We start from the raw sequence: 1,841 nt of genomic DNA on the forward strand, positions 1-1,841 counted from the left end.
TCTTCAAACACAAAGTCTAAAATTCCAATTGTATAAACTGCTTTTAACTCAAAATTCCAAAATCTGTCTTTATTTCTTGCCTGTTCTTGAATTGGAAAAGTTGAATAAAAAATCGTTCGGTCTTTGATCCCGAAACTTCGGGACTGCTCTGCCTTTTGAATTTCAACAATAAACTGTTCTCCTTCTGCATTTGTGCAATAAATATCAAATATTGCTCTTCTGTCGCCTACTGATATTGGTAATTTTTCATTTGGCAAATATGATAATTCGGTAATTTTTCCTTCTTGGTCTTTTAGCAGTTCATTTAAAAAATCCAATAATAAATCCTTATTGGGTTCTTCACCAAATAGTCTTTTAAAACCGTAGTCGGTAAATGGATTTATATATCTTTCTTTAAATTCTGTCATACTAAAAATTTCAATCAAATGCAAAAATACAATTATTTTTCAATTCGCACAATCTTTTCTCATAATAAATGCTAACGTCAGTCTGTCTAATAACCCCGAATATTGATATTTGTACTCAATCAGTAATTCTTCAAATAGCTGTTTTTTAAAAAACTAAGGTCGTTAAATTTTTTTAGGTGGATACTTTTCGGTTAATAGAGTGGGTAGTTTTCGGTTAATATATACACGTAGTTTTAACGAAGGAATATCAGCCGCCTACTCGATTATGGGCTTTTATTCTTCTTTCGTAGCTAATTTATATAAATATTCAGGGGCAAAATCGGCTTCACAATCCCATTCAATTGTCCATTTATTTTGCTTGAAGTTTTTAAAATATTCAATATCCTTCAATGGCTTAAATACTTTACCTTTAATGCTATTCTTTAAATCAACAATTCCTTGAATTCCATCATTAAACATTAGCATTATTTTATAATCACTAACATATTTTGCTTCTGTTATCCAAATTAAATCCATAATATCTTATTTTAAAGGTTTAATTTTCTTTGGAATGTCTTCATTTTGACATCTTTCCCAATTTGCAATTAATTCATCTTTATGAAGTTCTAACCATTCAAAAATTAATTTCAATGCTCTTTTAGGCATAAAGCCTTTTACAACTTCATCATTCAAATCAACAATAATTTTATATTCACCATATTCTGCGTGAAAATGAGGTGGATTATGTTCATTGAAGAACATCCTAATTATTATTCCGTAAAATCTACTAATTTCTGGCATAATGCAAAGGTACTAAAAAAACAAGCAGTAATATCAAAATTACTACTTACTTTTTTTGTTAGTTCAAATGTTTATCTACCTGTTCCTTTGCTTTGCGTGAAGCAACTTCGTCAGCAACTGCTTTCGGAACACAAGTTTTATTCATTGGATTAAAATATGTTCCCAATGATTTTGCTAAAACTAATGCTACGGGTATGCCAATTATTGAAATAAATAAACTTGCAATTTGAAAAATTGTTACGACAGCTAAAAATAATCCAAATGGGAAATAAAGAATTCTAACAATAATTCCAAAGGTCTGCCACAATTTATTTTGGTCTGCCTTTAAATCTTTCTTACTAATCATTGCACTTGTGTAAATGGCAAAAGTAAAATCACCAATTTTTCGCAATTGCAAATCTACAATTTTTCGCAATAGTAAATCACCACTTTTGTAGGTTTTTTTTTGGATTGTTCAGGTCAAATTCTTATCCGCTATGTTCAATCTTTGTTCGAATAATTATTGTCAGCCTATTTTTTATTCCGATTAAGTTGGTCGCTTTACTGACTGTTTTTCTTCGTTCACTAATTGCCCATAACAGCAGTCTGTCTAATAAGCCCGAATATTGATATTTGTACCCAATAAGTAATTCTTCAAATAGCTGTTTTTTAAAA

Annotated in this window: 5 protein-coding genes; all 5 read right to left on the reverse strand. The window is 29.7% G+C overall.

Going from position 1 to position 1,841, the window contains the following annotated elements; translation table 11 throughout:
* The coding region (locus tag U9R42_12830; protein MEA3496902.1) for a PD-(D/E)XK nuclease family transposase at positions 1–407 on the reverse strand (407 nt) is incomplete at its 3' end.
* 273 nt (positions 408–680) lie between these two features.
* Positions 681–923, reverse strand: coding sequence for a DUF2442 domain-containing protein (locus U9R42_12835; GenBank protein ID MEA3496903.1), 243 nt, complete (start codon positions 921–923; stop codon positions 681–683).
* A gap of 6 nt (positions 924–929) precedes the next feature.
* Positions 930–1,187 carry a DUF4160 domain-containing protein gene (locus tag U9R42_12840; protein MEA3496904.1) on the reverse strand — a complete coding sequence of 86 codons (258 nt, stop codon included), beginning with the start codon at positions 1,185–1,187 and terminating at the stop codon, positions 930–932.
* A gap of 58 nt (positions 1,188–1,245) precedes the next feature.
* Positions 1,246–1,584, reverse strand: a complete 339-nt coding sequence (locus U9R42_12845; protein MEA3496905.1) for a hypothetical protein — start codon at positions 1,582–1,584, stop codon at positions 1,246–1,248.
* Between the two features lie 70 nt (positions 1,585–1,654).
* On the reverse strand, positions 1,655–1,841 hold a 187-nt coding region (locus U9R42_12850; GenBank protein ID MEA3496906.1), incomplete at its 5' end, for a hypothetical protein.

The sequence above is a fragment of the Bacteroidota bacterium genome, assembly GCA_034723125.1.
Taxonomy (GTDB): Bacteria; Bacteroidota; Bacteroidia; order CAILMK01; family JAAYUY01; genus JAYEOP01.

Bases quoted from the DNA above. Each gene is read 5' to 3' on its own strand.
- U9R42_12840 (MEA3496904.1), bottom strand. From the start codon at position 1,187: ATGCCAGAAATTAGTAGATTTTACGGAATAATAATTAGGATGTTCTTC.
- U9R42_12835 (MEA3496903.1), bottom strand. From the start codon at position 923: ATGGATTTAATTTGGATAACAGAAGCAAAATATGTTAGTGATTATAAA.